Raw genomic sequence first — 22,837 nt, forward strand, 5'->3', positions numbered from 1 at the left:
TAGGCGTTGCGGATGAAATTTCTAAACTAATTGTTCCTCTTTGCTAATGGGCAGCCAGACTGTAAATGTGCTGCCTTCGCCCGGTTTGCTCTCCACCTGAACGGTTCCCTCGTGCGCCTCGACCATCTTTTTGACATAACTCAATCCCAGTCCAAAACCTTTTACATCGTGCACATTACCTGTGGGAACGCGGTAGAATGTATCGAAAATGCGATGCTGCTGATCCCGGCTCATGCCGATCCCGCTATCTGAAATCGCAATGTTAATGCCATTGTTCTCATTCCAGGTCCTGATCCTGATATGCAGTTTTTCAGGAGAATATTTAATAGCATTGTCGATGAGGTTATTGAGCACATTTGAAATATGAATTTCATCTCCCGAAACCACTTCATGCGTCGCTTCAAAATCAAGGTCTACTTCCCCATCCCGCTGCTCGATCTGCACGCTCTGGGCATTTAAAGCCTTGCCGATCAGGTCATGGACATCCGCTTCGCTGATCTTTAATTTAACATGTCCTTTGTCCAAAAGCGCCATTTGCAGGACTTTTTCCACGTGCGTTCCCAGCCGTTTGTTTTCCTCCTTAATAATGCCCAGATAACGATCCAGCCGGGAGCTATTTTCAGCTTGTGGAATCTTTGCCGAGTTTTCCTGCGCCATTTCCGCTGCCAGTGCAATGGTTGAAATGGGCGTTTTGAACTCGTGGGTCATGTTGTTGATAAAATCATTTTTAATGTCCGAAAGCTTTTTCTGGCGCAGAATCGTGGTTACGGCCATGTAAAAGCAAGCCATAATGACCACAATCAGAATGCCGGAACCGCCAAACATCACGCCCATGTTGCTTAGAATGTATTTCTGCTGGTCGGGAAAGTATACATATAAGGAATTAGGCGCACTGATGGTCTCGCTCGGGAAAAGTGAGGCTTTGTAAGACTTTTCTTCCCATTCCCGAGGCCTGAGGCTCGCTGTCGAAAAGATGAGACTATTATCCGACCTGCCTCTTACCGCGAATTCATAAGGCAGCGCAATGCCGTTTTCTACAAATTCCTTTTTTAACAAAGTATCCAGCAAGAAACGGTTCACACGTTGTTCGATAGGCCTTTTGGTATAAATAAAATCTTTCATCACCTCTTTGAGCAGTGATGCCCGATCCGGTTCTGCATCGTTGATGATTGCTTTGCTGCTTTTACCATTTTTCCGGGCTTCCGGGATAGCAACTTGCCGGTTTGCTATTTTCCGTGTAGCAGAATCCGGGTGCATTCCGCTGCCTGCCTGGAATTTTTTGCCGTCAGCGTCCTGAATTCCCCTGAATGCATTGCCTAAGCGCTTTTCGTCGTCCAGCCTTCTGCGCATGAATTCGTCAATGCCCGCAGCGCCATATTGCTGTGCCTGGAAAAATTCCTCCATAATCTGCTGCTGATGCTCCACCATCACCCTGAAATTGGGGCTGAGCACATCCGTTGGAACGGCTTCTGTAATGATCTGGTAATGTATTTCCTCGCCATTGGGTCCGATGGCGATTTCCATACGGGGCTGCGTTCGCTGTGCGAGCTCGCGGGCGGGTTTGTTTTTGGCCACCGGCGTCTTTTTGACGGGCATATTCCGCAGCTGGGTGATGCGGTTCAATTTGCTTTTTTGCTGTTCTGTTTCGATCCTGCGTTGCAGCAGATACATCATTTCCTGCTTTTCGAGGCGATGCACCACTTCCTGCACAGATTCGGAAACCTTTTGATTAAATTGCTCATTGCGGATCGCAATGGCCTCACGGATCCAATACCACTGAAATCCGATGAGGCCAATGAGCGCAACGCACATTAAGCCGACTATTATCTGAATTTTCCTCTTCGTCATAAATATAAATCCTCCTGTGCAACGCAGCGTCTGGATTCCCCGACATTCTTGCTGATAACAAATTTAACGCATCCGCCCGGGCCAATCTTGTTTTTAACAAAATTTAACACGCACTGGAAAATGCTTATGATAATTTTGTAATTCATTCATACACATAACCTAATCTCGCATATGAGGACTTCTTTTTTTAACAAAATCCTATTGGCATTGTTGCTGACTGGCGCAACGGCCACACTTGTTCAGGCGCAGAAAGATAAGCCGGAGAAACCCGGAAAAGAGGAAAAGGCAACCATTCGCATTAAGGTTACCGAGGAAAATGACGGCAAGGTTGAAAATAAGGAGCGGAGTTACCGCGTAGGCGCCATGACAGACGCTGAGCGGGATAAGTTTGTGGATAAAGTCCTGGACTCTTTGGGTGTTGATAAAAAGAAAAACAATCAGCTGATCTCCGTGACGATTGATGACGGCGAGGAAGATATGGTTGCCAAAAAGCGCCATAAAGTGATTATTGACCACCGCGATGACCGCGAACCGCTTGCTTACCACTGGAAAGGTGATTTCTCTAATGATTTTGAATACAACACTGAGAATTTCCGCAAGCACATGAAGACTTTCGAAAACGAATGGAAGCCAAAGACTAAAATGCTGATGCGGGATATGGAGAACTTCGGTAATGAAATGGGTGAGTTCTGGAATAAGGAAGTTTTGAAACCGGCGAGCGTGCGTTCGTTAACCGCTTACACAAATAATCCTGATAATGGTGTGCTTAACCTGAAATTCGGCGTTCCGCAGAAAGGCGATGTGACTGTGACCGTTACAGATACAAAAGGCAGGGAAGTTGGAAAGAAGGAGATTAAGGACTTTGAAGGTGAGTTTGTAGGCCAGATCGAATTAAAGAAAAATACAAAAGGAACCGTGTTCGTGAGCGTTGTGCAAAATGAAGACGGAACAGTTAAACGCGTGGTAATTCCCTGATTTATTCTAAAAAATATTCCATGTCCTCCTGATTTTAAGCCATCAGGAGGATTTTTTATTGTAAAAATACTACTAAGTATTAGGCTGGCATTTATTTAGAATTGTAAATTTGTCGAAAAACACCATTCCACCGCGACATCAATTTTTTTTGCAACTATGCTGAATCTTATACTGTTTGGCCCTCCGGGTGCAGGTAAAGGCACTCAAAGTGAAAATATTATTGCTAAATACAAACTGATACACCTATCGACAGGCGATCTGCTTCGTTCCGAAATCCAGGTAGGATCAGAATTGGGCCTTAAAGCGAAAACATTGATGGATCAGGGCATTTTGGTTCCTGATGAAGTGGTGATTGGCATGATTGATAACAAGTTGAGAGAGCATCGGAATGCTGCCGGATTTATCTTCGACGGGTTCCCGCGCACTGTAAAGCAATCCGAGGCGCTTGACCAGCTTTTGGCCAGCTACAATGAAAGTATTTCTATAATGATTGCATTGGTTGTAGACGATAATGAGCTGCTTGCTCGTTTGCTTAACCGTGGAAAGACTTCTGGACGTCCGGACGATCAGAACGAAGAGCTGATCAGCAAGCGTATCCAGGAGTACAACAGTAAAACCAAACCGGTTGCCGACTATTATCAGGAACAAGGCAAATTTGTCGCTATCGACGGAATCGGTGAGATAGATTTCATTTTTGAAGAGATTAACAAGGCAATTGCCAAGGTTACCGTTTAATAATTTACCCTTTCACTATACACATGGCTTCCTCCAACTTTATTGATTACGTCAAAATTAATGTGCGCTCCGGGTCTGGCGGTGCGGGATCACTGCATTTCAGGCGCGAGAAACACGTTGAGAAAGGCGGACCTGACGGCGGAGACGGCGGACGCGGCGGCCACGTGATATTGAAGGGGAACAGCCAGCTTTGGACATTGCTTCACCTGAAATATACCAAGCACCTTAAAGCGTTTGATGGAAAAGGGGGCGAAGGCGGAAGGCGTTCGGGCTCTATCGGTAAAGACATTATAGTGGAAGTGCCGCTTGGGACCATCGCCAAGAATGCCGAAACCGGTGAACAACTTTTTGAAATTACAGAAGACGGCCAGGAAGTAATTTTGCTCCAGGGCGGTCGCGGCGGGATGGGCAATGATCATTTCAAGTCAGCCACTAACCAGACACCGCAACACGCACAAACTGGAGAAGCCGGCCTGGAAGCCTGGGTGATCCTCGAATTGAAAGTTTTGGCAGACGTTGGACTTGTTGGTTTTCCTAATGCAGGCAAGTCGACATTACTTTCCGTGGTTTCTGCTGCACGCCCGGAAATTGCTGATTATCCCTTCACAACATTGGTGCCTAACCTCGGCGTAGTTTCTTACAGGGACTACAAATCGTTCGTTATGGCCGACATTCCCGGAATTATCGAGGGCGCATCACAAGGAAAAGGCCTTGGCTTGCGTTTCTTACGTCACATAGAAAGAAATTCCATCTTACTGTTTATGGTTCCTGCTGATAGTGAAGACATTAATGCTGAATACGAAACATTGCTTCAGGAGCTAAGAATATACAATCCCTCCCTTCTCGATAAGAACCGCATTCTCGCGATTTCAAAAATTGATGTTCTTTCTGAGGAAGAACGTGACGATCTCAAAAAACAGATCCCGGCATCTATACCCAATATTTTAATTTCTGCAATTACCCAAGAAGGAATTGAACAATTGAAAGATCAGGTATGGAATCTAATCAATTCGCCGTTGTCCGTAAAATAATATTTTCTTGAAACAGGCAACCAATTGATGCAACTTGTGTGTCCAAGGAGTTAATTCTAATGAATTTTAAGTACTCATGAAACACTATCTACCATACTTTTTCTGGGTAGGATTAATCTTTCTCTCGTTCTCCTCTTCTGCACAAATCAGTATTGATTTCCCAACCGATCGTGCTGTTTTTCAGCGTGATAAAGGCAATCGAGCTACCATTCACATTTCAGGTACATACACAAAAGTAATTAGCAGAATTGAGGCGCGGCTGGACGGCATTAACGGACAGGGAGAGCCCGCTACTGAATGGAAGACTATCGACGGTAACCCTCAGGGCGGATTTTACTCAGGCTCCCTTGACAACGTACGGGGGGGCTGGTATAAACTCGAAGTGCGCGCCTTCAATGGCGACCAGGAAGTGGGCTTTTACCGTGTAGACCATGTGGGCGTAGGCGAAGTGTTCATGATCGCCGGCCAGTCGAATGGAGAAGGCTTCAGTGGTCAGGGCTCGCAAGGCGCACAGGACGATCGCGTCAGCAGCATTGATCATTATTATACAGGATCTTCTGTTCAGGATCTCCCCCGTAATCCCAGATTTGTTCACCTGGACTCAGAAACGGATATTTCTCCCCGAGGACCATCTGCATGGAGCTGGGGAAGGCTTGGAGACCAGCTGGTTAGCCGCCTTGGCGTACCGGTGCTCTTTTTCAACGTTGCCTGGACAGGCTCCGCAGTGAGGGCCTGGAAAGAGAGTATCAATGGCATTGGAAAATCTGTCTATGCCCCCATCAATTTTGAACCGCATGGAATGCCTTATGGCAATATGCGAAATGTTATTCAACGCTACACGCCCATAACCGGGTTAAGAGGAATTCTTTGGATACAAGGAGAGGCCGACAACTTCAAGGATACGGATACAGACTGGTATTTCAATGATCTGAAAACAGTAATTGAGGCCAGCAGAAACGATGCAGGCCACGATGTTTCTTGGGTCGTTTCCCTTACTTCATACGACAACCTGCACGGAACAGACTCTCGCGTGACCGACGGGCAACAGCGGGTAATCAATAATGTCTCCAACGTATTCCAGGGACCGAACACAGATTTAATTCAAATTCCGCGTATAGATGGGGAGGGTGTCCACTTCAAAGATGATGGATTAAGACAACTAGCCGAGGCCTGGGCACAGCAGCTGAATGACAATTTCTTTTCAAACTCGAATCCATATCAGGGTGTAAGGCCGTTGAAGGTAACTGCATCCTGCGCAGGAAATGGCAACCTCAACCTGACTGCCGACAATGTTGGCTATTCGCAATTTAACTGGAGTAATGGCTCAAACTCCAATACAACACAAGTTGGAAACGGAACTTATCAGGTAAGCGCCCGTAATGGCAAGGGACACTATGTATTTTCCCCCGAAATCAGGGTTAACGAAAATATTCAACCCAATAAACCAAGCATACAGCTGGAAGGAAGCAATCCGGTATGTCTTGGAAACACAGCGACATTGATTTCCAGCACATCCGAAAATGTGCGCTGGAGCAACGGATCAACGAGCGACCGTATACCCATTACCGCAGGTGGAGAATATTCTGTTTCTACCCGAAACGTGTATGGATGCGAGTCTACTTCAGATAAAATTGCAATGACCGTTTCGACTTCACCTTTGCCGCCAAAACCCAAGATTGCTGCTTCCGGCGTTCTTGAATTCTGTGATGGCGGAGAAGTAAGTCTTACTTCTGATTCAAAATTAAAAAATGCCTGGTCGAATGGAGGGAACACGGCAACTATTGTTGTGAAATCTTCCGGCGAATATCGGGTTAGAGCACTTGATGAAGTTGGCTGCTATTCACCGGATTCCGATCCTGTGAATGTGAAGGTGAACGCATTACCTCAGAAACCTGTGGTTGCATTGAGCGGAAACACCACTTTCTGTCAGGGAGAGAACATTACAATGACCTCCAATTACGACAGCGGAAATATATGGAGCACAGCCGCTACAACAAAGGCTATCACCGTTACAGCAACGGGCACTTTTTCCCTGAAACAGCGTGATTCAAACGGATGTGAATCAAGTTCCGACGAAATTGCGGTAAAAGTAAATACACTTCCGGCAACGCCAGCCATCACAGCACTTCGCCCGACCACATTTTGTCTTCGTGACTACACCACATTAAGAAGCAGCGAGGCCTTTTCTTATGTCTGGAGCAATGGCGAGACAGGACGGGACATTGAAATCCGGAATTCCGGTGATTTTACAATTGCAGCGAAGGATCAAAATGGCTGTGTTTCGCCGGTTTCACCCGTGGTGAAGGTTGTGGCCAATGTGCTTCCTGAAACTCCGACGATCCGTGCTGATGGCCCGGTGGTTTTTTGTGCGGACCTGAGCGTTACCCTGCAATCTACGACCGCCGCCGGCTTCTTATGGAGCAATGGCGCGTCAACACAATCATTAAAGGTGACGACGCCCGGCACATTTTCGGTGCAGACGATCAACCAATTCCAATGTTATTCCGATCCTAGCAATCAAATTACCACGCAGACGCTTGCATTACCGCCTTCGCCAGCCGTTGCAGCTCTTGGTGACACTATATTTTGTGCGGGAGACTTTGTTGTCCTGAAAGCTACATTGGGGAATAATTTCTTTTGGAATACACTGGAAGAAGGTGAAAGCATTCAGGCAGACACTTCGGGAAGCTATGCGGCGCGGGTACGCGATGAAAAGGGTTGTTTTTCTCCCTTCTCGAGAGCTATAAAAGTTGATGTGAAGCCTACTCCGACCAAACCTACGATCCGGCAAGCCGGTGTATTTACGCTAGTGGCAGAAAACAACCTGAATGACGGAGATCATGTGTGGAAGCTAAACGGGCAGGAACTGACTGAAAATACCGCAACGTTGAAAGCGATCCGGTCAGGGAGTTATGTAGTTAACAATACAGTGGTTTACAGCCCAACATTAACCTGCTTTTCCGATTTTTCAGATCCGTACAGTTTTATTCTCGACGCCAAGAATCCAGGTTTTGTTACTTACCCTAATCCGGTTGCCGACGGGAAGATCACCGTTGAAACATTGCAAAACCTGATTAATGCCGAGGTTCAGATCATTGACAGCCGCGGGCACATTCACAGAACTTTCCAGGTTAAAAAATTTGACAGCCAGCAATTCTTTAATATCCAGGGCTTACCAAGCGGGATTTACATTATCCGGGTCGTTTCGGTTGCGTTTACTGCATCGCAAAAGCTGATAATTGTTCAGTAAACGGTCATAGCATCTTCGATGCAATCAAAAAAACGGAATAGTGATATTTTAGCAAAAATAATCATTTACATTTGTGACCGTTTTGTTGTAGTGCACATGACCAAAGTCGAAAATCCAACATCTGTCAGATATACAAATTTTTACTCTGTTTAAGAATTCCAATGCGTTATAGAATTATTTTCCCGGTTGTGGCAAAGGCATTGCTGTTGATCAGTCTTATTTCCTCCACAGCTTTCTCGCAAATCCGAATCACTTCACCAACCTTTCAGGCTGTATATCAACAAAATATTACGGGACAGAGAGAAATAACCGTTTCAGGAACATTTACTGTCCCTATGGACAAAGTTGAAGTCCGCGCCGTGCCTGTCGTACAGGGTCAGGGCTTTGAAACACCTTGGAAAACTTTACAGGAGGCTCCGAAAGGTGGCGTTTTCAAAGGTGATATCACATTAATGGGTGGCTGGTATTCTATTGAAGTCCGTGGTCTTTCGGACGGAAAGGTCGTTGGCAGGGACATTTTGTCCAGACTGGGCGTAGGCGAGGTGTTTATCATTGCAGGACAATCCAATGCACAGGGATTAAGAGCGTATCCGGGACCTTCGGCGCAGGATGACCGCGTCATGTATATTTCTAATTATAACAACGATGACCGGGACCTGCTGACAGATCCTATCCCGCCGGCATTTAATAAAATTTCACAGGATTTAGGCATTATGTCACCAAGAGGGCAATCTGCCTGGTGTTGGGGGCTTTTAGGCGACTTATTGACAGCCAAGTTGAATGTTCCCGTCCTGTTCATTAATACGGCCTGGGAAGGAACTTCAATCGAAAACTGGGCGAGCAGCGCCAAAGGAATAAAAACTCAAAATAAATACGGAGGGTTTGTATATCCTCCTCAGATGCCTTACGCGAATTTAAGGATTGCAGCAAGAAATTATGGCAATCAATATGGTGTAAGAGCTGTTTTGTGGATGCAAGGGGAAACGGATGCGCTCTATAACACACCCACCGCATCTTACAGAGAAGATCTTCAATTCATTATGAATAAGCTTGGAAGCGAAACAGGCGATAAGCGGATCACATGGGTTATCGCCCGGACATCCAGAACCTCGGCGGGCTCAAATATCGCTTCCAGCATAAATCCCGCTATTGTGGCAGCACAGAATGCTGTTCTTGATACACAGTTTAATCCAACTTATCCTGGACCTGAAACAGATCCGCTGGTCCCCAACAGAGGTGATGGCACTCACTTCGTTGGACGTGATCCTGCCAGCACAAGGGAAGCACTTACGATTCTTGCTAATGCCTGGAATGAGAGCCTGGATGCGAATTTCTTTTCAACTGTAACACCAACGAACCCTGCACCGATTCCCGCAATAGAAGCAAGTTGCGTGACAGAGAATAATGCTGTAACCATTTCATTACCAACTGGTTTTACATCTTATCTATGGAATACCGGCGAAACCGGCAATACGATCACGGTTTCTGACGCCGGAACATACCGCGCAACGGTGAAGGATAATGCAGGTAATTCTATCCTGACTTCGGTTGTTGTGCTTGACAACGACGCAAAACCCGTACAGCCGACCATTCAGCAGCAGGGGGATCAGCAGGCATGTTTCGATTCTGCATTTCAATTCTCAGTCTCGGAATCAACTGATATTTATAGCTGGTATAAACAAGGATCGAACACGGTAATAGCAACCGGAGCGACTGCGCAGATCGCGGAAAGTGGTAATTATTACGTGAAAGGCAGAAACATATTTGGCTGCGTTTCCGAAAATTCGACTGCGACATCACTCATTGTCAGACCAGAAATTTCCAAACCGGTTATCGAGCCATCAGGACCTTTTAGCATTACGGCTACGATTGCCGAGGACCTGGACGCGAAGTTCATTTGGCGGAGGCCGGGAACCGAGTCGGATACGACAGCTAATTTGATTAAAATATTAAAAACAGGTGAATACTCAACGAGAGCGCAGGTTGTTTATCAACTCGGGGACGATTTGCTGACTTGCTATTCTGATACAGCGTCGCGTGAGTTTAAAACCAATGAGCAAAACGAAGTTGTGATTTACCCTAATCCAAGCCAGGGAAATTTCGTTTACATTGAGTCAAGAGATAATATCCGTGAAGCAGCCGTAACGATATTTGACATTTACGGAAGAGTGGTGAGGACAACGACGCCGAAGCTGCTGGATAGCCGTATCGAAATAGACGTGAGATACCTGCCAACGGGAAAATATATCCTCAGAGTAACCGGACAGGGTCAAAGCCTCACCAAGCAGATCGTGATCCGATAAGCTTCAATCATCATTTTTTTGTCAATAAGCCCCGGCAATCCGGGGCTTATTTAGTATCATACTAATTAGCCAAAAGATAAAGTCAAGAATTTGATTGATAAATTTGCAAAGGCTAATTTTGAGAAACCAGAAAGAAAGTAACCGCTGACAACATTTTTACGTTGATTTCGTAGATTATAATTGAATAACTGACTCAATGAAAGATTCATATTTCCCTTCCGATTACCTGCCGATCTTGGTTCAATTTATCCTGGCTGCCGGCTTTATCGGTGGCACAATGATTGTAACCCACTTGATCGGCCCAAGCAGGAAAAGCAAATTAAAAGACGATCCTTTCGAATGTGGCATTGAGTCTGTGGGTGATGCCCGCACACCAATCTCCGTAAAATATTTTCTTGTTGCCATCCTATTCGTCCTTTTTGACGTCGAGGTGATCTTTATGTATCCCTGGGCAGTTAATTTTAAGGGTTTAGGAATGTTTGGGTTTGTAGAAATGTTATTATTCATGGCATTGCTGCTTTCCGGTTTTTATTATGTGATCCGCAAAGGGGTCCTCAACTGGGAAGAGTAATTTACAAACTTGACTGACAGAAAAAATTATGAAAGAAGTAACGATTGTGGAGGCTCCGCAAGGACATAGCGGATCTGGTTTTTTTGCAACTTCATTTGATGAAGCCATAGGTTTGGCAAGAAGTTATTCACTTTGGCCACTTCCTTTTGCAACCTCTTGCTGCGGAATTGAATTCATGGCAACGATGGGAGCACATTATGATATATCCCGTTTCGGGTCGGAAAGACCTAGCTTTTCTCCCCGCCAGGCCGATTTGCTGATGGTAATGGGAACAATTGCGAAGAAAATGGCCCCTGTGGTGAAACAGGTCTATTTACAAATGGCTGAACCACGTTGGGTGATGGCTGTTGGCGCCTGTGCTTCAAGCGGCGGAATCTTTGATACTTACAGTGTTTTGCAGGGAATTGACCGTATCATCCCCGTGGACGTGTATGTCCCTGGCTGCCCGCCACGCCCCGAACAGATCATTGACGGTTTAATGCATATTCAGCATTTGGCTCAGAATGAGAAGCTTCGTCGCAGAAACACAGACGAATATTCTGAATTATTAGCATCATATAATATTCAATAATCCCCTATGCTAAGTAACCAGGAGGTAGCCGAAGCGCTTTTGGAAAAATTTGGTGATCAGGTTTTTGACTTTGATGAACCCTACGGATTGCTGACGCTTTCAACCTCTCGTGAGGAAATTATCCCGCTTTTAGAATTTCTGCGTGACCATAAAACTTACCAGTTTATCTTCTTAACAGACATTACTGGCATTCATTATCCTGATAGTGTAGAAAAGGAATTTATGGTCGTGTATCATATGCACAGTTTCGTGCATAATTTCCGCGTTCGTATTAAAGTGAGCATTGCCGAAGCGGATATTCACATTCCAACAGCAACGGGCTTGTTTGCCTCTGCCAACTGGATGGAACGCGAAACGTACGATTTTTTTGGAATCATGTTTGACGGACATCCTAACTTGAAGCGCATCCTGAATATCGAGGAAATGGATTACTTCCCGATGAGAAGGGAATTTCCCCTGGAAGATGCAACGCGCGAAGATAAAACTGATGCCCTTTTTGGCCGATGACCCTATACTGAGTAAGATATGGCAGATATTGAATTATTACCACATAATGTTCCCGCAAACGCCGATCTACCTGAGCTGGTTGAAGAACTGACTACGCTTAACCTCGGTCCTACCCACCCTGCAACACACGGTATTTTCCAGAATATCCTGAAAATGGATGGTGAAAAGATCGTTTCCGGAGAACAGACCATTGGATATATACACCGTGCATTTGAGAAAATCGCCGAAAGAAGGCCTTTTTATCAAATCACGACCCTGACCGACCGCATGAACTATTGCTCCTCCCCGATCAACAATCTGGGATGGCATATGACGGTTGAAAAACTGCTTAGTGTTGAAGTGCCCAAGAGAGCCCAGTACATCCGGGTGATCATGATGGAGCTTGCACGGATTACGGATCACCTGATCTGCAACAGTATCTTAGGTGTGGATACAGGCGCCTTTACCGGTTTCTTGTATGTAATGCAGAAGCGTGAGGAAGTTTATGAAATCTACGAAGAGGTTTGCGGCGCTCGCTTAACGACCAATATGGGCCGTGTAGGCGGAATGGAAAGAGACCTTTCTACGACAGCAATCCGCAAGATCCATGAGTTTATTAAATCATTTCCCCCTGTTTTAAGAGAGTTTGAAAAATTGCTCAATCGGAACAGGATTTTCATGGACAGGACCATTAATGTGGGCCCTATATCCATGGAACGGGCCATTTCATACGGTTTCACAGGTCCAAATCTTCGGGCAGCCGGTTTAGACTATGACGTTAGGGTGATGAATCCTTATTCTTCTTACGAAGATTTTGAGTTTTCAATTCCTGTTGGTCAGCACGGCGACACTTACGACCGGTATATGGTTCGGAACGAAGAAATGTGGCAAAGTTTGAAAATTATAGAACAAGCCATTAACAATCTTCCCGAAGGTCCTTATTACGCCGACGCTCCTGAATATTATTTACCTCCCAAAAAAGAGGTATACAGGAGCATGGAAGCGCTTATTTATCATTTTAAAATTGTAATGGGAGAAATTGATGCTCCTATTGGCGAGGTTTACCATGCAGTGGAAGGCGGCAATGGCGAGTTGGGTTTCTACCTGATCAGCGACGGTGGCCGGACTCCATACAGGCTGCATTTCCGTAGACCAAGCTTTATTTATTATCAGGCTTATCCTGAAATGTGTAAAGGAAGCACGCTTTCTGACGCCATCCTGACCATGAGTAGCCTGAACGTAATTGCGGGTGAGCTGGACGCCTAAAAAATATTCAAGAAATGACTGAATCATTAAATCCGGTTGCATTTACACCGGAAAGACAGGAAAAAGTAAGAGAGATCATTGCACGTTATCCCGAGGGCCGTCAAAAATCGGCTCTTTTACCTGTTTTGCACGTAGCCCAGGAACAATGGGGCTGGTTAAGCAGCGAAGTAATGGACCACGTGGCCAGCTTATTGAGTCTTGAACCGGTTGAGGTTTATGAAGTTGCGACTTTCTACACCATGTATCACCTGGATCCTGTCGGAAAGCATGTCATTGAATATTGCCGTACAGGTCCTTGCTGCCTGATGGGCGGAGAAGACGTTTACGGACATTTGAAACAAAAACTGGGCATTGAAGCCGGCCAAACTACTGCGGACGGACTTTTCACATTGAAAGAAGTGGAATGTTTAGCAGCATGTGGCTGGGGGCCTGTTTTTCAGATTCGTGAGAAATATTATATGAATCTGACGAATGAGAAAGTGGATGAAATCATTGAAGAGTTGAGTAAATAGCGTAAGCAGAAATTGATCCTCAAATGGCTATAAAAATCTTAACGGAACATATTAATACACCGGGCATCGAAACTTTCGACGTTTATCGTCAAAAGGGAGGATATACGGCCGTTGAAAAAGCAATAAAAACCATGACTTCCGAAGAAGTTGTGGAAGAAGCAAAGAAATCCGGTGTGCGTGGACGTGGTGGTGCGGGTTTTCCAATGGGTATGAAATGGGGCTTTTTGGCGAAGCCGGAAGGTGTTCCCCGATATTTGGTGTGTAATGCAGATGAATCCGAGCCAGGAACGTTCAAGGATCACCATTTGATGAAATGCATTCCGCATTTGCTAATAGAGGGGATGATCATTTCCAGTTATGCACTTGGAGCGCACAAATCGTTCATATACGTGCGTGGCGAGCTGATGTATGTGATCCGCATTCTGGAAAAAGCCATTGAAGAAGCCAAAGCGAAAGGATTTCTTGGTAAAAATATATTAGGAACCGGTTACGATCTTGAACTGGTCGTTCAGCCGGGTGGCGGCGCTTACATTTGCGGCGAAGAAACTGCCTTACTGGAATCATTGGAGGGAAAAAGAGGAAATCCGAGAAATAAGCCGCCATTCCCAGCGGTAAAAGGCCTATATCAAAGCCCGACTGTTGTGAATAATGTGGAGTCTATCTCTAACATGCCGTGGATCATTAACAATGGTGGAGATGCTTATGCTGCCATCGGCGTTGGCCGCAGCACAGGAACGAAGCTGATTTCTGCATCCGGGCATATTAATAAACCTGGTGTTTATGAAATCGAATTAGGTGTAAGTGTTGAAGAATTTTTGAATTCCGATGAATATTGCGGTGGCGTTAGAAAAGGTCATCATTTGAAAGCACTTGTTGCCGGAGGTTCTTCTGTCCCCATTTTACCGGCTCACTTAATCATGAAAACGGCCAATGGCGAAGATCGCTTGATGAGCTATGAATCGTTGTCGGATGGCGGATTTGCGACAGGAACCATGTTGGGTTCAGGCGGTTTCATTGTTTTTGATGAAACAGCTTGTATCGTTCGTAACACCTGGAACTTCTCCCGTTTTTATCACCACGAATCTTGCGGACAATGCAGCCCTTGCCGTGAAGGAACCGGCTGGATGGAAAAAGTGCTTCACCGCATTGAACACGGCCACGGAAGCATGCACGACATTGATCTGCTGGTTGATATATCCAAAAAAATAGAAGGTAACACCATTTGTCCATTGGGAGACGCTGCTGCCTGGCCTGTTGCCAGCGCGATCCGGCATTTCAGGGATGAATTCATGTGGCACATTACGCATCCACACGAAGCATCGCAGCCCGGCGCAGTTTATCAGGGCGAAATGGCATTAGTATAATGGAAATCAATAAATCGCTGATTTGGGTCCGGGATAAATCCTTTATGATCGCTTTGATCTTCGGACTCATCAGCGCATTGATTCTATTAATCATTAAATTCCAGGCATCCATCAGCTATCATCCCGATATTTCAGGGAGTGAGGGCAGTTCAATCGTCCCTATTCAGCTTCTCGTATCAGGCAATCCCATTTATCTGGATCCGGAAGATGCTCCTTTCAGGTTATCGCAATATGCGCCGATTTACTCTACTATCGTCGCTACATTCTGCAAAATAGTAGGATGGTCAGCCCTGGAAGTCCACAAGATTTATCTTGCCAGCCGATTATGGTCCAATCTGTTTGTATTGGCTACGGTGGGCTTATTAGGGGTGTTTTTGAATCGGCTGACTAAGAAACCATTCATTGCGATCATTGCCAGTCTTTATATCTTCCATGTGCTGAGCTTTTGGTTTTTAACCACTTCGCGCCCGGATAGTTTGCTGATATTACTAACAACACTCTTTATATTCTCCTGCTATAATGCATTAAAGGAAGATGGTAACCAATTTTGGTTTTACCCGGCAATTTTCATTGCGGTTACAGCCTTTTTTGTAAAGCAGAGCGGTGCGATTCTGGCCATTTCCGCAGGCGTTTATTGGATATTAAACAGAGAATGGAAAATGCTGTTAAGCCTGACGGCATTCGGCATGGTCGTTATGGGTCTTTATCTGGCCATTCTACCCATTAACACCATCGACCTGTTTTTTACCAACATTATCGGAGGTGTGGCCAATTCGGCGAGTTGGGAGTGGTTTTATGACTGGACGCTGCAACACTGGCTTCTGCAATTTGCACCATTGATTATCGCCAATATGATTGTGAGCGGCTACATTATTTACCACAGATATTCCAATTTTCTTCTGTTCCTGACGCTTTGCTGCTTTTTAACTTTCATCTTTTCAACTTCAACAGCATTCAAAATTGGCGCTGGCGTGGGTTACTATCAGGATTATCTGATTCTGGCGGTAATACAGATTACACTTTTCATCACGCATTCTGCAAACGCTTATCGGTTTAATCAAGGTTTTTTCAGGATTGCCGCTTCGTTTTACATGCTATTCGCATTTTTGCACTGCACGCTTTTTGTTTTTATGAAATACAAATCGGCTATCCATTCCAACTTTGAGCGCAATTACATTGATGAACGGAATGTATCGGAATATTTATACCATGAGAAAAACCTGAAACCGCGGGAGTGGGTTTATATTTGCGGCGGCAATAATCTGGAAGGCTATTTTCTGAATCATTTTCTGGTCAACAATGCATTAATTCCTTTTGCTGACCTTGTTTATCTGGCCAATTTAAACGGCACCTTCCGGTTTGATAAATTTGAAAGCATGGTTAGGAGAAAGGATATTAAATATGTAATTTCATTAAAAGGGATTGTTCCTACCAACATTCTCAATGTTGATTTTACGAACACTTTAAAATATAGCTCAACCGTGGGCCCGTACGACATTTACGAGGCCGACAAATAGCATAAGATATAAATTTTTGGCATGGAAGAGACCAAACCTCAGTTAGTAAAAATTACATTTGACGGCATTGAAGTCGAAGTAGAACCGGGAACAACGATTATGCAGGCTGCGCGAAAAATCGCGGAAGCGGACGCTAGTCAGGCTGCACTTGTGCCTCCGGCCATGTGTTACTACAAACCGCTGCCTACTTCGGGTGGAAAATGCAGAGCTTGTCTGGTTCGTGTTGCACAAGGTTCTGCGAAAGATCCAAGGCCAATGCCAAAGCTTGTTCCATCCTGCATTACACAAGTTCAGGAAGGAATGGTGGTTGAAAACACAACTAATCCGGCCGTGCTGGAAACGCGCAAAAGTATTGTGGAATTCCTGCTAATTAATCACCCGCTCGACTGCCCTATTTGCGACCAGGCCGGAGAATGTCATTTGCAGGATTTTGCATTTGAGCATGGTTCGGTAAACACGCGTTATGAGGAAGACAGAAGGACTTTTGATAAAATCGACATTGGTCCTTACGTGCAACTGCACATGACGCGCTGCATCCTTTGTTATCGTTGCGTTTATACAGCCGACCAGATTACGGACAAGCGTCTGCATGGCGTAATGAACCGTGGAGATGCTTCTGAGATAAGCACTTACATTGAAAAAGCGATCGATAACGATTTCTCCGGAAATGTGATCGACGTTTGTCCTGTGGGAGCGCTTACTGACAAAACATTCCGTTTCAAAAACCGCGTTTGGTTCACCAAACCAGAAGACGCACACCGCGACTGCGATAAATGCTGTGGCAAAACCACACTTTGGTACAGAGGCGACGAAGTGATCAGGGTTACCGCGCGCAAGAATACCTGGGGAGAAGTGAATGACTTCATTTGCAACACCTGCCGTTTTGAAAAGAAAAAAACGAGCGACTGGGTGCTCGAAGGCCCTACCAAAGTGAAACGCAGCTCTGTAATTTCTGCAAACAAATACCGCGCTGATCTGGTTAAAAAACCTGATTTCGCAATAAAAATGGCAGAAACGCAATACAAGCGCATCGACGACACACGTCCTTTTGTAACCGATGAAGACACCATTCGTCATCAAAGCATCGAAAATAACGACAAAGCAAATCACCGCTCATTGTTAGCTAAAAATAACTAGTCATCGGCATCAGAGCCGGTCTTTAACCTTGTTTACAAAAAATGGATTTAACGGAGTTTCTCATTAAAACCGCAACAATATTCGTTGTTTTTGTCCTTACGCTGGTCATTGCCATGTATTCAACCTGGGGTGAGCGCAAAGTTGCGGGATTTATCCAGGATAGGATGGGCCCAAACCGTGCGGGACCGGGTGGGTTGTTGCAGCCGCTTGCGGATGCGGGTAAAATGTTTTTCAAAGAAGATTTTATTCCGGCTTTGGCTAACAAATGGCTTTTCATAGCAGGACCCAGCTTGGCGATGCTTACGGCTTTGCTCGCCAGCGCGGTAATTCCTTTCGGAAGCACTTTCCGTATCAATGGTCATGAAGTTGCTTTACAAGGTGTGGAGTCCAACATTGGAATCCTTTATGTTTTCGGCGTTGTCGCATTAGGTGTTTATGGCATTATGGTCGGCGGCTGGGCTTCCAATAACAAGTTTTCGCTGCTGGGTGCCATCCGTGCGGCTTCGCAGAACATTAGTTATGAAGTTGCGATGGGCCTTTCGCTGATTGCAATTTTAATGATGAGCAGCTCGCTTTCATTAGGTGAAATCGTGGCACAGCAGCATGGCGGAAACTGGAATATTTTCTACCAACCCTTAGGCTTCATCATTTTCATAACCTGCTCATTCGCAGAATGTAACCGTGTGCCTTTTGACCTTCCTGAATGTGAAACTGAACTTGTAGGTGGTTATCATACAGAATACGGAAGTATGAAATTGGGCTTCTATTTGTTTGCTGAGTATATCAACATGTTCATTTCTTCTGCTATTATCTCTGTTTTATATTTTGGCGGATACAACTATCCTGGAATGGATTGGGTTTATACGCAGCTTACACAGGCATTTGGAACCGAAACGGGACATAATGCAGCCACATTGATCGGAACGGCAGTATTTTTTGGCAAAGCATTGTTCTTCATTTTCTTCTATATGTGGGTGCGCTGGACTATTCCACGGTTCCGTTATGATCAGCTGATGAACCTGGGCTGGAAAAAACTGATCCCGCTTGCTATCTTTAATATTATTATCACCGGTGCCGCCGTGCTTTTCTTGAAGCCGATGATCACCGCGTGGTTGAATTAATAAAAACACATTGCCATGCAACTGACAAATCGCTCTAAGCAAGTAAGCAATAAGGAAATGACGTTCATGGAGCGCGCCTACTTGCCTGCTATTGCAACTGGGTTAGCGATCACCATAAAGCACTTTTTTGCAAAAAAAGTAACCATTCAATATCCTGAGGTCAAGCGTTATCTTGGACCTGTTTTTCGCGGCAGGCATATTCTGAAAAGGGATGAAGACGGTCGCGAACGCTGCACTGCATGCGGTTTGTGCGCCGTTGCTTGTCCTGCGGAGGCGATTCAGATCGTTGCTGCTGAGCGGGAAAGAGGCGAAGAAAATCTCTATCGCGAAGAAAAATATGCGGCAGTTTACGAAGTGAACATGCTTCGTTGCATATTCTGTGGCCTTTGTGAAGAAGCTTGCCCGAAACAAGCTGTTTATTTGCGCCACGACGAATTCGTTCCCGTATTTGCGGAACGCGATCAGGTGATTTGGGGAAAAGATCTTTTGGTAGAAGATATGACCAACCGATACACCCGAGAAGCCTGGACTAAGGAAGAAGCGCGCGCATTGGACTTGAAGAGAGCCAGCGGCGAAGTTACCAATGTTGTTCCGAGAGCCATTCCCTGAACACATTCATTGAGCATATCAGCTATCTAATTTTATGAATTCAGCTATTTCGTTTTTCTATTTTTTATCATTCCTGACTGTCCTCAGCGCAGTAATGGTGGTTGTTTCGCGCAACCCGATCCACAGCGTCCTGTATCTGATCCTGACATTCTTTACGCTTTCGGGACATTATATTCTGCTCAATGCGCAGTTTCTGGCCGCCGTTAACATTATTGTTTACGCGGGTGCCATTATGGTTCTGTTCCTGTTTGTGATCATGTTCTTGAATATGAAGCAGGATAATGACGAATCTAAAACCAATCTCACCAAGATTGCGGCCACGATTGTCGGCGGAACTGTATTTGTGATCCTTTTCGGCGCTTATCGCAAAAGCGTTATTCCGGGATTTGATCCTCAGCAATTTGATTCACAAATCGGGATGATCGAAAACCTGGGACATTTGCTTTTCCGCGATTATCTGCTTCCTTTTGAGTTGGTTTCGATTCTCCTTTTGGTAGCAATGGTGGGTGCAGTGATGTTGGGAAAAAGAGAAATCGGGGAAAGACATTTTTAAGATCTTCTGCTAACATCTTAGCATATAAAAAAGGGAAATACTCAACCGAGCATTTCCCTTTTTCTTTTGTATTAATCGCTTCTTAGCTCGCTTCTACTTCTGAATAAGCTTCAACCGGAATGCATGAGCAGATCAGGTTTCTGTCACCGTAAGCGCTGTCGACGCGGCTTACACTTGGCCAGAACTTGTTGAAACGTAAATGAGGCAATGGGAATGCAGCTTTTTCGCGGCTGTAAGATCTGTTCCAATTTTCGCTTAACAATATTCTGGATGTATGCGGTGCATTTTTAAGCACATTGTCCGTGCGGTCTGCTGTGCCATCCTGAATCTCACGAATTTCATTCCTAATCGCGATCATCGTATCGCAAAAACGATCCAGTTCCGCTTTCGACTCTGATTCCGTTGGTTCGATCATCAATGTGCCTGCAACAGGGAATGACAATGTGGGCGCGTGGAATCCGTAATCCATCAAACGTTTTGCAAGATCCTCTGCTTCCACACCAAATGCTTTAAATGATCGGCAATCCAGGATCATTTCGTGCGCGCAACGTCCGTTTGTGCCGGTGTAAAGCACATCGTAATGTCCGCTCAGGCGCTCTTTGATATAATTGGCATTCAGAATGGCGTATTTGGTTGCATTTGTAAGCCCTGCCTCTCCCATCATGGCAATGTATGCGTAGGAAATCGTGAGGATACTTGCACTTCCGTAAGGCGCGGCAGAAACGGCTCCTGCTTCACCGGCTGGCAAATGTTCTGGCTGCGTGCTGAAATTAACATGACCAGGAAGGAAAGGCATCAAATGTTCCGCCACACCGATCGGGCCAACGCCAGGTCCGCCGCCTCCGTGCGGAATGCAGAATGTTTTATGCAGATTCAAATGGCAAACGTCCGCACCAATGGTTGCCGGACTTGTAAGTCCAACTTGCGCATTCATATTGGCACCATCCATATAAACCTGTCCGCCAAATGAATGGATCATTTCGCAGATTTCAATAATGCTTTCCTCGTACACACCATGCGTTGAAGGATAGGTGACCATCAAGCAAGACAATTCATCTTTATATTGCTCGGCTCTGGCTCTCAAATCGGCCACATCAATGTTTCCTCTTTCATCACATTTGGTAACCACCACTTTCATTCCCGCCATGACAGCCGATGCAGGGTTGGTTCCGTGTGCCGAAGAAGGGATCAATGCAACATTTCTGTGTACATCACCGCGGCTTTCGTGATAAGCACGAATCGCCATAAGCCCCGCATATTCACCTTGTGCGCCAGAATTTGGCTGAAACGACATCGCAGCAAATCCCGTGATCTCACAAAGCCAGATGTTGAGCTCGCTTACCAGCTGCGCGTAACCACCAACCTGATTTGTCGGAGCGAACGGGTGAATTGCACCAAATTCCGGCCAGGTTAATGGGATCATTTCAGCGGTTGCATTTAGTTTCATTGTGCAGCTGCCCAGTGAGATCATCGAATGAACCAACGATAAATCTTTATTTTCAAGTGATTTCAAGTAACGCAGCATTTCGTGCTCCGTATGGTGCGTGTTGAAAACAGGATGTGTCAAATATTCAGATGTGCGGGCCAGATTTGCTGGCAGATCCAGTTCCAACTCTTCATCAATCACCATTTCACCCTGAAAGCCAGACACTTCTGCAAATACATTCAAAAGTGAAATGACATCATCAAAGGTCTTTGCTTCATCAAATGACACCGAGACACTTTCTTCACCATTATATTTCAGGTTAATGCCCCATTTTACGGCTGTTTCTCTCAGCTTCCTGGTTAAACCAGTCTTAACCGTGACAGTATCAAAGTAATGTTCCGTTACGACCTCATAATGGAATTGTTTGATAGTGTCAACAAAAAGCTTGGTAAGTCCGTGAACGCGGGCGGCAATGTTCTTAATGCCTTCCGGTCCGTGGTAAACGGAGTATGCACCCGCGATAACCGCCAGAAGCACTTGCGCAGTGCAAATGTTGGAAGTTGCTTTTTCACGACGGATATGCTGCTCCCGCGTCTGCAAGGCCATGCGCAATGCGCGATTGCCTTCCGTATCCACAGAAACACCGATAATCCGGCCCGGTATATGTCTTTTAAATGAATCTTTTGTTGCAAAATAAGCAGCATGCGGGCCGCCATAACCCATAGGAACGCCAAATCGCTGCGAAGTACCAACAACCACATCCGCGCCCATTTCACCTGGCGATTTTAGCAATGTCAATGCCAGCAGATCAGCCGCAACGGCAACTGAAAGGCCTTGTTCGTGTGCAGAAGCAATGAAATCTGTATAGTCAATAACTTCCCCATTGGTGGCAGGATATTGAACCAGCACTCCGTAAAGGTTTTCACCTGTAAGATCCACGGTCGCGTGGTTTCCTACTATAATGTCAATGCCGATTGGCTTCGCCCTTGTGTGAACGAGGTCGATCGTTTGTGGATGACAAAGTTCTGAAACGAAGAATGTGTTCGCTTTTTTTCTTGAAGCAGGACGCAGGCTGTGCAGCATGGTCATTGCCTCCGCAGCAGCAGTGGCTTCATCCAGCAATGAAGCGTTAGCGATCTCCATGCCTGTCAAATCCGTAATAACGGTTTGGAAATTAAGCAACATTTCCAATCTGCCCTGCGCAATCTCGGCTTGGTAAGGCGTATAAGCCGTGTACCAGGCTGGATTTTCAAGAATGTTCCGGAGAATTACATTAGGTGTGATGGTGTCGTAATAACCTGTTCCTATATATGATTTAAGCACAGCATTTTTGCTGGCAATTTTCCGGATTCCCTGCAAAAATTCCTGCTCGGTTTTCGGTCTTGGCAGGTTCAATGGCTTTTGCAGTCTGATGGCCGGGGGAAGCGTCTGGTCAATCAATTCATCCAGTGATGCGGCTCCGATCGTGCTCAGCATTTCCTGCAATTCCTGCGCATCTTTACCGTGGTGACGGTTTTCAAATTTATCCTGGTTCCGAAGATTAATTTTCATTCAACTTGGGC

At 45.5% G+C, this 22,837-nt stretch carries 18 protein-coding genes; 16 read left to right on the forward strand and 2 right to left on the reverse strand.

Features of this window, described 5'->3' with window-relative positions; genetic code table 11:
• Window positions 1-21: 21 nt before the first annotated feature.
• Window positions 22-1,848: a sensor histidine kinase gene (locus NFI81_RS18015; protein ID WP_234611086.1), complete on the reverse strand. Its 1,827-nt coding sequence runs from the start codon at window positions 1,846-1,848 to the stop codon at window positions 22-24.
• A 171-nt stretch (window positions 1,849-2,019) separates the two neighbouring features.
• Between NFI81_RS18015 and NFI81_RS18020 the strand changes: the two genes are divergently transcribed.
• From NFI81_RS18020 to NFI81_RS18095, 16 genes are all read left to right on the forward strand, one after another.
• A complete protein-coding gene (locus NFI81_RS18020) occupies window positions 2,020-2,823 on the forward strand; it encodes a T9SS type A sorting domain-containing protein (RefSeq protein ID WP_234611085.1) in 804 nt (267 codons plus the stop codon).
• Window positions 2,824-2,979: 156 nt separating this feature from the next.
• Entirely contained in the window at window positions 2,980-3,558 is a 579-nt protein-coding gene (locus NFI81_RS18025) for an adenylate kinase (protein WP_234611084.1), read from the forward strand.
• 23 nt (window positions 3,559-3,581) lie between these two features.
• Entirely contained in the window at window positions 3,582-4,589 is a 1,008-nt protein-coding gene (gene obgE, locus NFI81_RS18030) for a GTPase ObgE (protein ID WP_234611083.1), read from the forward strand.
• A gap of 76 nt (window positions 4,590-4,665) precedes the next feature.
• Window positions 4,666-7,839 carry a T9SS type A sorting domain-containing protein gene (locus NFI81_RS18035; protein ID WP_234611082.1) on the forward strand — a complete coding sequence of 1,058 codons (3,174 nt, stop codon included), beginning with the start codon at window positions 4,666-4,668 and terminating at the stop codon, window positions 7,837-7,839.
• Between the two features lie 161 nt (window positions 7,840-8,000).
• Complete coding sequence (locus NFI81_RS18040; protein ID WP_234611081.1) at window positions 8,001-10,142, forward strand: T9SS type A sorting domain-containing protein; 2,142 nt, start codon at window positions 8,001-8,003, stop codon at window positions 10,140-10,142.
• 196 nt (window positions 10,143-10,338) lie between these two features.
• On the forward strand, window positions 10,339-10,713 hold the full coding sequence (locus NFI81_RS18045) for an NADH-quinone oxidoreductase subunit A (RefSeq protein WP_234611080.1): 375 nt from the start codon (window positions 10,339-10,341) through the stop codon (window positions 10,711-10,713).
• 28 nt (window positions 10,714-10,741) lie between these two features.
• The gene (locus NFI81_RS18050) at window positions 10,742-11,284 is read left to right on the forward strand and encodes an NADH-quinone oxidoreductase subunit B (RefSeq protein ID WP_234611079.1); all 543 of its coding nucleotides are present in this window, start codon (window positions 10,742-10,744) and stop codon (window positions 11,282-11,284) included.
• Window positions 11,285-11,290: 6 nt separating this feature from the next.
• Window positions 11,291-11,791, forward strand: coding sequence for an NADH-quinone oxidoreductase subunit C (locus NFI81_RS18055; RefSeq protein ID WP_234611078.1), 501 nt, complete (start codon window positions 11,291-11,293; stop codon window positions 11,789-11,791).
• Between the two features lie 18 nt (window positions 11,792-11,809).
• Entirely contained in the window at window positions 11,810-13,036 is a 1,227-nt protein-coding gene (nuoD, locus tag NFI81_RS18060) for an NADH dehydrogenase (quinone) subunit D (protein WP_234611077.1), read from the forward strand.
• A 14-nt stretch (window positions 13,037-13,050) separates the two neighbouring features.
• A complete protein-coding gene (nuoE, locus tag NFI81_RS18065) occupies window positions 13,051-13,548 on the forward strand; it encodes an NADH-quinone oxidoreductase subunit NuoE (protein ID WP_234611076.1) in 498 nt (165 codons plus the stop codon).
• 23 nt (window positions 13,549-13,571) lie between these two features.
• Window positions 13,572-14,912 carry an NADH-quinone oxidoreductase subunit NuoF gene (nuoF, locus tag NFI81_RS18070; RefSeq protein WP_234611075.1) on the forward strand — a complete coding sequence of 447 codons (1,341 nt, stop codon included), beginning with the start codon at window positions 13,572-13,574 and terminating at the stop codon, window positions 14,910-14,912.
• Entirely contained in the window at window positions 14,912-16,429 is a 1,518-nt protein-coding gene (locus tag NFI81_RS18075; RefSeq protein ID WP_234611074.1) for a hypothetical protein, read from the forward strand. The genes nuoF and NFI81_RS18075 overlap by 1 nt, the downstream gene beginning before the upstream one ends.
• A 21-nt stretch (window positions 16,430-16,450) precedes the next feature.
• Entirely contained in the window at window positions 16,451-17,566 is a 1,116-nt protein-coding gene (locus tag NFI81_RS18080; RefSeq protein ID WP_234611073.1) for an NADH-quinone oxidoreductase subunit G, read from the forward strand.
• Between the two features lie 41 nt (window positions 17,567-17,607).
• On the forward strand, window positions 17,608-18,687 hold the full coding sequence (gene nuoH / locus NFI81_RS18085; protein WP_233853293.1) for an NADH-quinone oxidoreductase subunit NuoH: 1,080 nt from the start codon (window positions 17,608-17,610) through the stop codon (window positions 18,685-18,687).
• Window positions 18,688-18,702: 15 nt separating this feature from the next.
• A complete protein-coding gene (locus NFI81_RS18090; protein WP_234611072.1) occupies window positions 18,703-19,296 on the forward strand; it encodes a NuoI/complex I 23 kDa subunit family protein in 594 nt (197 codons plus the stop codon).
• Window positions 19,297-19,330: 34 nt separating this feature from the next.
• Window positions 19,331-19,849: an NADH-quinone oxidoreductase subunit J family protein gene (locus NFI81_RS18095; protein ID WP_234611071.1), complete on the forward strand. Its 519-nt coding sequence runs from the start codon at window positions 19,331-19,333 to the stop codon at window positions 19,847-19,849.
• An 82-nt stretch (window positions 19,850-19,931) separates the two neighbouring features.
• Here NFI81_RS18095 and gcvP read toward each other — a convergent pair whose 3' ends face one another.
• On the reverse strand, window positions 19,932-22,826 hold the full coding sequence (gcvP, locus tag NFI81_RS18100) for an aminomethyl-transferring glycine dehydrogenase (RefSeq protein ID WP_234611070.1): 2,895 nt from the start codon (window positions 22,824-22,826) through the stop codon (window positions 19,932-19,934).
• Window positions 22,827-22,837 lie beyond the last annotated feature (11 nt).

This window comes from Dyadobacter fanqingshengii (assembly GCF_023822005.2).
Classification (GTDB): Bacteria; Bacteroidota; Bacteroidia; order Cytophagales; family Spirosomataceae; genus Dyadobacter; species Dyadobacter fanqingshengii.

Coding starts and splice junctions, on each gene's coding strand:
- NFI81_RS18015 (WP_234611086.1), bottom strand. CDS start 1,848: ATGACGAAGAGGAAAATTCAGATAATAGTCGGCTTAATGTGCGTTGCG.
- NFI81_RS18020 (WP_234611085.1), top strand. CDS start 2,020: ATGAGGACTTCTTTTTTTAACAAAATCCTATTGGCATTGTTGCTGACT.
- NFI81_RS18025 (WP_234611084.1), top strand. CDS start 2,980: ATGCTGAATCTTATACTGTTTGGCCCTCCGGGTGCAGGTAAAGGCACT.
- obgE (WP_234611083.1), top strand. CDS start 3,582: ATGGCTTCCTCCAACTTTATTGATTACGTCAAAATTAATGTGCGCTCC.
- NFI81_RS18035 (WP_234611082.1), top strand. CDS start 4,666: ATGAAACACTATCTACCATACTTTTTCTGGGTAGGATTAATCTTTCTC.
- NFI81_RS18040 (WP_234611081.1), top strand. CDS start 8,001: ATGCGTTATAGAATTATTTTCCCGGTTGTGGCAAAGGCATTGCTGTTG.
- NFI81_RS18045 (WP_234611080.1), top strand. CDS start 10,339: ATGAAAGATTCATATTTCCCTTCCGATTACCTGCCGATCTTGGTTCAA.
- NFI81_RS18050 (WP_234611079.1), top strand. CDS start 10,742: ATGAAAGAAGTAACGATTGTGGAGGCTCCGCAAGGACATAGCGGATCT.
- NFI81_RS18055 (WP_234611078.1), top strand. CDS start 11,291: ATGCTAAGTAACCAGGAGGTAGCCGAAGCGCTTTTGGAAAAATTTGGT.
- nuoD (WP_234611077.1), top strand. CDS start 11,810: ATGGCAGATATTGAATTATTACCACATAATGTTCCCGCAAACGCCGAT.
- nuoE (WP_234611076.1), top strand. CDS start 13,051: ATGACTGAATCATTAAATCCGGTTGCATTTACACCGGAAAGACAGGAA.
- nuoF (WP_234611075.1), top strand. CDS start 13,572: ATGGCTATAAAAATCTTAACGGAACATATTAATACACCGGGCATCGAA.
- NFI81_RS18075 (WP_234611074.1), top strand. CDS start 14,912: ATGGAAATCAATAAATCGCTGATTTGGGTCCGGGATAAATCCTTTATG.
- NFI81_RS18080 (WP_234611073.1), top strand. CDS start 16,451: ATGGAAGAGACCAAACCTCAGTTAGTAAAAATTACATTTGACGGCATT.
- nuoH (WP_233853293.1), top strand. CDS start 17,608: ATGGATTTAACGGAGTTTCTCATTAAAACCGCAACAATATTCGTTGTT.
- NFI81_RS18090 (WP_234611072.1), top strand. CDS start 18,703: ATGCAACTGACAAATCGCTCTAAGCAAGTAAGCAATAAGGAAATGACG.
- NFI81_RS18095 (WP_234611071.1), top strand. CDS start 19,331: ATGAATTCAGCTATTTCGTTTTTCTATTTTTTATCATTCCTGACTGTC.
- gcvP (WP_234611070.1), bottom strand. CDS start 22,826: ATGAAAATTAATCTTCGGAACCAGGATAAATTTGAAAACCGTCACCAC.